The following is a 7545-nucleotide window of genomic DNA, read 5'->3' on the forward strand; positions in this document are numbered from 1 at the left end:
CGCCAGGCCCACGCCGCCTCGGCCGGGCCACCGTGGCCGGAGCGCCTCTCCCCTCTCTCCGCTCTCCTTCCTCTCCTCTCTTTCTTCACGGCCTCGCCTGGCCGGATCCACTGCTTCCGGTTCGTGCCGTCGGGCGGCGGCGCTAGAGTGCACCGGCACGGGGAGAGGGCAAGGAGGGGCTGACACACACCATGAGCGCGATCAAGAGCGCGATGAAGAACACCCTGCGTCGCGTCGCCGTCCGGCTGTACGCGCGGCGGGTCGAGGGCCATCTCGACTCCGCCCAGGGGCCGAAGCACATCGGCGTCATCCTGGACGGCAACCGCCGCTGGGCGAAGGCGGCCGGCAACACCACCAAGGAGGGGCACGAGGCCGGGGCGGCCAAGATCAGGGAGCTGCTCGGCTGGTGTGCCGAGACGGACGTCGAGGTCGTCACGCTCTGGCTGCTCTCCACGGACAACCTGAACCGGCCGACCGAGGAGCTGACCCCGCTGCTCTCCATCGTGGAGGGCGCCGTCCGCGGCCTCGCCGAGGACGGCCGCTGGCGCGTCAACCACGTCGGCGCGCTCGACGTCCTGCCCGAGCGCACCAGGAAGGTGCTGCGCGAGGCCGAGGAACTGGCCGGCAGACGCCCCGGGATAGTGGTCAACGTCGCCATCGGCTACGGCGGTCGGCAGGAGATCACGGACGCCGTCCGATCGCTGCTCGCCAAGCGGGCCGCCGACGGCCAGTCCCTCGAGGAGGTCGCCGAGTCACTGCGGACCAGCGACATCTCCGACCACCTCTACACCCGCGGCCAGCCCGACCCCGACCTGGTCATCCGCACCAGCGGCGAGCAGCGGCTCTCCGGCTTCATGCTCTGGCAGAGCGCCCACTCGGAGTACTACTTCTGCGAGGCGTACTGGCCGGCCTTCCGCAAGGTCGACTTCCTGCGCGCACTGCGCGACTACGCGGCCAGGCACCGTCGGTACGGCGTCTGACCCCCTCGCCACGGCTCACTCCGATGGCTGGCGAATCCGTCCAGGGACCATCGGCACTTACACCCCCATTTCCGGGCGCATAGCCTCGGTGTCATAGGCGATCACCACACCGTCACGAGGCGGCCGTCCAGGGCGTTCTTCGCATGAGATGCGCAAGGGGCGGGCATATTCCTCGCGGACCGTGCGTCAGTGCGGTCCGCCGGGAGGCCCGTTTGCGCAGCACGTCACCCCCTTGTCAGGTGGGGACCGGGGCCGGATCCCGGCCCGCGCGCGGGCCGGGGCCGGTCTTCAGCCCCCGGCGCCCTGGGCGGCGCCTTGATTCCACACCTCGTCCGAGGGGGTTCGTCCACACGTGGCCAGCAGCAAGAAGCGTTCCAGCGACCGGCGCATGTACGTCCTCGACACCAGTGTCCTGCTCGCCGATCCGGCGGCCATCACCCGTTTCGACGAACACGAGGTGGTGTTGCCCGTCGTCGTGATCACCGAGCTCGAGGCCAAACGCCACCATCCAGAGCTCGGTTACTTCGCGAGGCAGGTCCTGCGCCTGCTGGACGAACTCCGGGTCAAGCACGGGCGGCTCGACACGCCCCTGCCGATGGGCGAGCTCGGCGGCACGCTCCGCGTCGAGCTCAACCACTCCGACCCCACCGTCCTGCCTCCGGCGATGCGCACCGGAAGCGGCCGGCTGCCCGACAACGACTCCCGCATCCTGGCGGTGGCCCGCAACCTGCAGGCCGAGGGTCACGACGTGACGGTCGTCTCCAAGGACCTGCCACTGCGCATCAAGGCGTCCTCGGTCGGGCTCGCCGCCGAGGAGTACCGGGCCGAACTCGCCATCACCGAGGCCGACGGCTGGACGGGAATGGTGGAGGTCTCGCTCGGCGCGGAGTCGGTCGACGAACTGTTCGCCACCGAGAGCGTCAAGGACGAGGCGACGGCCGCGCTGCCGGTGCACACCGGCCTGGTCATCTCCTCGGAGCGCGGCCGCGCGCTCGGCCGGGTCGCCCCCGACGGCCGGATCCGGCTGGTCCGCGGCGACCGGGAGGCGTTCGGCATCCACGGCCGCAGCGCCGAGCAGCGCATCGCGCTCGACCTGCTGCTCGACCCGGAGATCGGCATCGTCTCGATGGGCGGCCGGGCCGGCACCGGAAAGTCGGCGCTCGCCCTGTGCGCCGGCCTCGAGGCCGTCCTGGAGCGGCGGCAGCACAGCAAGGTGATGGTCTTCCGGCCGCTGTACGCGGTCGGCGGCCAGGACCTCGGCTACCTGCCGGGCACCGAGGCCGAGAAGATGAACCCCTGGGCGCAGGCCGTCTTCGACACCCTGTCCGCGGTCACCACCCGGGAGGTCATCGAGGAGGTGGTGGCGCGCGGCATGCTGGAGGTGCTGCCGCTCACCCACATCCGCGGCCGGTCGCTGCACGACGCGTTCGTCATCGTCGACGAGGCCCAGTCGTTGGAGCGGAACGTGCTGCTGACGGTGCTGTCCCGGATCGGGCAGGACTCCCGGGTCGTGTTGACGCACGACGTCGCGCAGCGCGACAACCTGCGCGTGGGGCGTTACGACGGGGTGGTCGCGGTCGTCGAGAAGCTGAAGGGCCATCCGCTCTTCGCCCACGTCACCCTCACCCGCTCCGAACGGTCCCCGATCGCCGCGCTGGTGACCGAAATGCTGGAGGAGGGGCGCATTTAGTCGCCCCAACGGCGCGTACCGGGCGTCCCGGCGGTTATCCACCCGCCGGGGCGTCCGGCGTCCGGCGAAACCGCAGGCCGGCCCGTCAATCCCGGGTTATGCCAACTTGACAACCCCCGACCCCGTGTGAGCTTTCCCACACGGGGTCGAATTGCCTCCGGGCTCTCGCTTCCGGCAGTGTGTGCCTCTGTCAGGCCCCGCATACGGCAACCGTGCCCCCCAAGGGCACCGCAAGGACTGCGACTTACAACTGAACAGCAGCCCGCCGTATGCCGCCCGAAGCACCACGCGGAACCCAGCACGCAACGCGCCGGGTCCCGTCCGGGCCAGCGCCTCCCGCCACGGCATCGGGGGAGGTCCGAGTCAGGGGCACGATTGTGCCCGTGAGGTGACGAGCGGGCGATGTCGGAAGGAAACCGTGTGACCGGGATTTCGGTCCGGGGATTCGCAGTGGCGTCCGCCACCGCTGTGACCACCGTCGGCGCTGCCGTCGGCGTGGCGTCGGGCGACGAGCAGGGGGCCGTCACTGACGGGGTAGAGGTCGTCGCGGCTGATGCGACGCTGCTCGCCGAGATACCCGCTGGCACGAATGCCCAGCTGCACACCACGTCGCTGACGCAGCAGGCGGAGGTCCAGTCCGTCGCCGCGGACGCGGACGCCCGAATCGCCGCCCAGGAAGCCGCGCGCATCCAGGCCGCCGAGGACGCCAACGAGCGCCGGGCCCAGGAGGAGCGGGAAGCCGAGGAGCAGGCGGAGCGCGAGGCCGCCGAGGCCGCGGCCGCGGAGGCGGCCGCCGAGGCCCAGTCGGCGAGCGCGTCGGCCGACTACTCCGTCCAGTCGTCGTACAGCGTCGCCGAGATCCAGCAGATGGCGCGCGAGATCGTCGGCGCCGACCAGTTCCAGTGCTTCTCGAACATCGTGGACCACGAGAGCGGCTGGGACTACACCGCGACCAACCCCTCCTCGGGCGCGTACGGCCTGATGCAGGCGCTGCCCGGGACGAAGATGGCCTCCGCGGGCGCCGACTGGCAGACCAACCCCGCCACCCAGATCCGCTGGGGCCTGAACTACATGGAGGACCGCTACGGCAGCCCGTGTGGCGCCTGGGACTTCTGGACCGTCAACAACTGGTACTGACGGGAACCGGTCCCTCATCGCGTAGCTGAGGCGAAGCCCCCGAGCCAGGTCGGCTCGGGGGCTTCGCTGTGACAGCACTGAGTCCCATCGGATATCCCGCTGTCCCGCCGTCCGGGGTAACGTCGAGTCGCGTTTGCGGTGAGATGAAGCAGGGGGCGGAGGGACACGGGATGTCGAGACTTGGTCGGCTCGGGGCCGGTTTGTCGCGCGTGGGATCGCGGGTGTCGCGACTGCGCGGCGACGCCGAGCGCGAGCAGGGGCGCCGGGAGCGGGAGGCCGGCGAGCGCGGCGAGGCGGAGGTGACGGCCGCGCGCGCCGCGAAGCCCGCCGCGCGCTCCGAGGCCGAGCCGGACGACGGCGGCCGCGAGCCGCTGGAGGCCAGGGCCCGCCGGGCCGTGCTGGCCGGCGCGCCCCCGGTCGAGCCCTCGTTGCCGCCCGCACCGGCCGGCCACGGAGGCGGCGAGCGGCCGCCGGGTGGCGGCGGCGTGGCCGAGGTGCCGCGGCCGCGGCGCCCCGAGCCCGCGGAGGCCATCCCGTGGGGCGTGCGGGTGGCGTCCGAGGCCGGCTGGCGACTGCTGGTGCTCGCCGGCGTCGTCTGGGTCCTGTTGCAGGTGGTCAGCTCGATCAGCCTGCTGGTGATGGCGTTCGCCGCCGGCCTGCTGATCACCGCCGCGCTGCAGCCGTTCGTCGGCTGGCTCAAGCGGCTCGGCATCGGCCGGGGCGCGGCCACCGCCATCACGGCGCTCGGCGGCTTCGCGACGATGGGCCTGGTGGGCTGGTTCGTGGTCTGGCAGGTCATCGAGAACTCGGAGGACCTCGTCGAGCAGGTGCAGGACGGCGTCGACCAGCTGCGGAACTGGGTGCTGGAGCTGCCGTTCGACATCACCGAGGACAACATCAACGAGTGGACCGACAACATCAACGGCTGGATCGCCGACCACAGCTCCGAGCTGACGTCGGCCGGTCTGGAGGGCGTCAACTACGCGGTGGAGTTCTTCACCGGCGCCGGTATCGCCCTGTTCGTGGTGCTCTTCCTGCTCTACGACGGCGCCGGCGTCTGGCAGTGGTGCCTGCGCCTGGTGCCGCGCGCCGCCCGCGAGGGCGTGGCGGGCGCCGGGCCGCGCGCCTGGATCACGCTGACCGGCTATGTGCGCGGCACCGTGATAGTCGCGCTGATCGACGCGGTCGGCATCGGCATCGGCCTCTTCGTGCTGGACGTCTCGTTGGCCGTGCCGCTCGGCGTGATCGTCTTCCTCTCCTCGTTCGTGCCGCTGGTCGGCGCGGTCGCCTCCGGCGCGCTGGCCGTGCTGGTCACCCTGGTGACGAACAACGCGGTGGACGCGTTGATCGTGCTCGGCGTGGTGCTGCTGGTGCAGCAGATCGAGGGCCACATCCTCCAGCCGTTCATCCTGGGCCGCATGGTCCGGGTGCACGCGCTGGCCGTGGTGCTCGGCGTGGCCGCCGGCTCGATGCTGGCCGGTATCCCCGGCGCGATCGTCGCGGTCCCGCTGATCGCGGTGACCAACACGGTGGTCGGCTACCTCCGCGCCTACCAGGACGAACTCGACGCCCGCGCCGGCGGGGCCGCGGTCAGCGGCGCCACCATCGCCGAAATCGCCCCCAACCAGCCGCCGTCCTGACCACGTCGGCCCACCGGGTCGGCCTACCGGCCTGCCGGCCTGCCGGCAGGCCCGGGGCCGCGTCCGGTGGGCCGGCTCGGCCCGCCGGCATGCGGCCCGGCTTGGGACGTCCGTCCCGCCGGCCCCGGATCCGCCCGGGCGTTCGGCTCCTCTCCCCCCACGGTGTCCGGCGGTGCCGGCGTTCCCCACTCCACAGGGGCCGCTCGGCGCAGCCACCCACGCCTTTGCCACACACCCGTGCCGGCCGGCCGGTCCACGAGGGCCCGGGCCGTGCACGGCCCGTCAGACCCCCGCCCCTTCGGACCGGTAGGCCGGCAGGCCGGCTCGGCTAGCCGGCCCAGCCGTGCTTCGGTGGGTGGCGGACCTCCAGGAGCCAGGAGAGGCGTTCCGTGTCGGTCTCCGTCCAGTCGTCCGGTGGGGCGATGGCCGCCCAGGCGTCGACGGGGTTGGAGCCGTAGCGGTGGCCGTGCGGGGCGGGGGCCCCGTAGGAGTTGGCCATGTCGACCGTGGTCTGCCAGAAGGTGACGAACGGGAACCAGTCGATCGACGAGGTCACGTCCGGGCCCAGTGGGCGGTTCAGCCACTCGGGCCGTCGGAAGAGCAGGTCGGGTGTCCACCAGACCACCGGGTCCGAGGCGTTCTGCAGGTAGACGACGCGCGGCTCGAGCCACGGCTCGCCCTGCGGGAGCCGTAGGTCGCGGTCGGGGAACTGGGCGAACCTGACGTGCCGGCCGTTGTCGTAGACCGGCCGCCAGATCGGGCTGCCCGCGTCGCGACGTTCGGTCAGCTCGGTGTGGATCGGGCTGAAGTCCGGCGGGCCGATCAGCAGTGCGCCGTCGGTGCGGGCCAGCAGGTCGTCGAGGTCGTCGAAGCCCGACTCGATGGCCGAGACGGCGAGGCTCTCGCCGAACACCAGCAGCCTGGGCCGCTCGTCCGCCGGTTCCTGCTCCCACCGCGCGTGCACCGCGTCGAACAGCTCCTCGGTGGCCCGGCCGGCCTCCTCGCGGTCCACCATGAAGGAGGCCCAACTCGGCAGGTAGGAGTACTGCATGGCCACGACGGCGGTGTCGCCGCCGTGCATGTACTCCAGCGCCTCGACCGTGGTCGGGTTGACCCAGCCGGTGCCGGTGGTGCCGGTGATGGCCAGCACCTCGCGGTCGAAGGCGCCGGTGCGCTCCAGCTCGCGGACGGCGAGCTCGGCGCCGTCCGCGTAGTCGTCGTACGCCTTGCGGCCCACGTAGACGCGGATCGGGTCGAGCGCCTCGGTGCCGTTGAACTCGGCGATCTCGCCGGCCGACAGGGCGGTGCCGGTGAAGGTGCGGCCCTTGTTGCCCAGGTCCTCCCAGGAGATCAGCGAGTCCGGGCTGCCGGACAGGGTCGGCGTGTACGGCCGCATCACGCCCGGGTCGGTGGACTCGTCCTTGGCGGCCGCGAGCCGGTCGGCGACCTCCAGGATGCCGCGGTCCCACACCACGTCCCGCATTCCCACGACCACGATCGTGGTGCTCAGCACCAGGCCGAGGGCGACCGCGGCCGGCCACGGCATGACCCGGTTGAGCAGCCGGGTGAGCTGACGGGTGCCGAGCCGGATGGAGCGGGCCACGAGCAGCAGCAGGGCCAGCACGGCCAACGAGATCAGCGCGATCATCAGCGAGTGCCAGGTGAGCGTCGGCGGCAGCTCGTGGAGCCGGCGCAGCTCGCGTTGCCCGTCCGCGCTGCGGCCGAGCATGAAGGCGATGGCGAGGGGGAGCAGCACCAGGTAGGCCAGCCAACAGCGGGCCCTGACGAGCTCGCCGGGCCGCCAGGAGACCAGCAGCCGGTAGAGCCAGCTGACCAGAACGCCGAGACCGTAGCCGATGGCGGCGGTGATGCCGCCGATGGCGCCCTGGTAGTACCAGGGGCGGGGGACGAGGGACGGCGTCAGCGACAGCCAGAAGAAGAAGGTGGCGGCGAGCGAGGCGGTGAGGTCCGGCCAACGCCTGACCAGCCACTCGGTGCTCGGCCGCTCCCAGTAGGGGCGACGGACGATGGCGCCGGCGTGCGCCAGCACGCGCGCGCCGGCGGCGCGCAGCGCCTCGGGGGCGGGAGGGTGCTCGGG

5 protein-coding genes are annotated in these 7545 nt (G+C 72.2%); 4 read left to right on the forward strand and 1 reads right to left on the reverse strand.

Translation table 11 applies throughout. The annotated features are described in order from the left end of the window. The first annotated feature begins 191 nt into the window (after positions 1-191). From E1283_RS27985 to E1283_RS28000, 4 genes are all read left to right on the forward strand, one after another. Positions 192-980 carry an isoprenyl transferase gene (locus E1283_RS27985; RefSeq protein WP_425086244.1) on the forward strand — a complete coding sequence of 263 codons (789 nt, stop codon included), beginning with the start codon at positions 192-194 and terminating at the stop codon, positions 978-980. Between the two features lie 388 nt (positions 981-1368). Further along, positions 1369-2670 carry an RNA 5'-3' helicase PhoH2 gene (locus E1283_RS27990; RefSeq protein ID WP_132820950.1) on the forward strand — a complete coding sequence of 434 codons (1302 nt, stop codon included), beginning with the start codon at positions 1369-1371 and terminating at the stop codon, positions 2668-2670. A 420-nt stretch (positions 2671-3090) separates the two neighbouring features. Next, positions 3091-3807: an aggregation-promoting factor C-terminal-like domain-containing protein gene (locus E1283_RS27995; RefSeq protein WP_481906705.1), complete on the forward strand. Its 717-nt coding sequence runs from the start codon at positions 3091-3093 to the stop codon at positions 3805-3807. Between the two features lie 221 nt (positions 3808-4028). After that, a complete protein-coding gene (locus tag E1283_RS28000) occupies positions 4029-5447 on the forward strand; it encodes an AI-2E family transporter (RefSeq protein ID WP_425086245.1) in 1419 nt (472 codons plus the stop codon). Between the two features lie 328 nt (positions 5448-5775). Here E1283_RS28000 and E1283_RS28005 read toward each other — a convergent pair. Beyond that, on the reverse strand, positions 5776-7545 hold a 1770-nt coding region (locus E1283_RS28005; protein WP_481906706.1), incomplete at its 5' end, for an alpha/beta hydrolase.

The organism is Streptomyces hainanensis (genome assembly GCF_004348415.1).
Taxonomy (GTDB): Bacteria; Actinomycetota; Actinomycetes; order Streptomycetales; family Streptomycetaceae; genus Streptomyces; species Streptomyces hainanensis.

Bases quoted from the DNA above. Each gene is read 5' to 3' on its own strand.
- E1283_RS27985 (WP_425086244.1), top strand. From the start codon at position 192: ATGAGCGCGATCAAGAGCGCGATGAAGAACACCCTGCGTCGCGTCGCC.
- E1283_RS27990 (WP_132820950.1), top strand. From the start codon at position 1,369: ATGTACGTCCTCGACACCAGTGTCCTGCTCGCCGATCCGGCGGCCATC.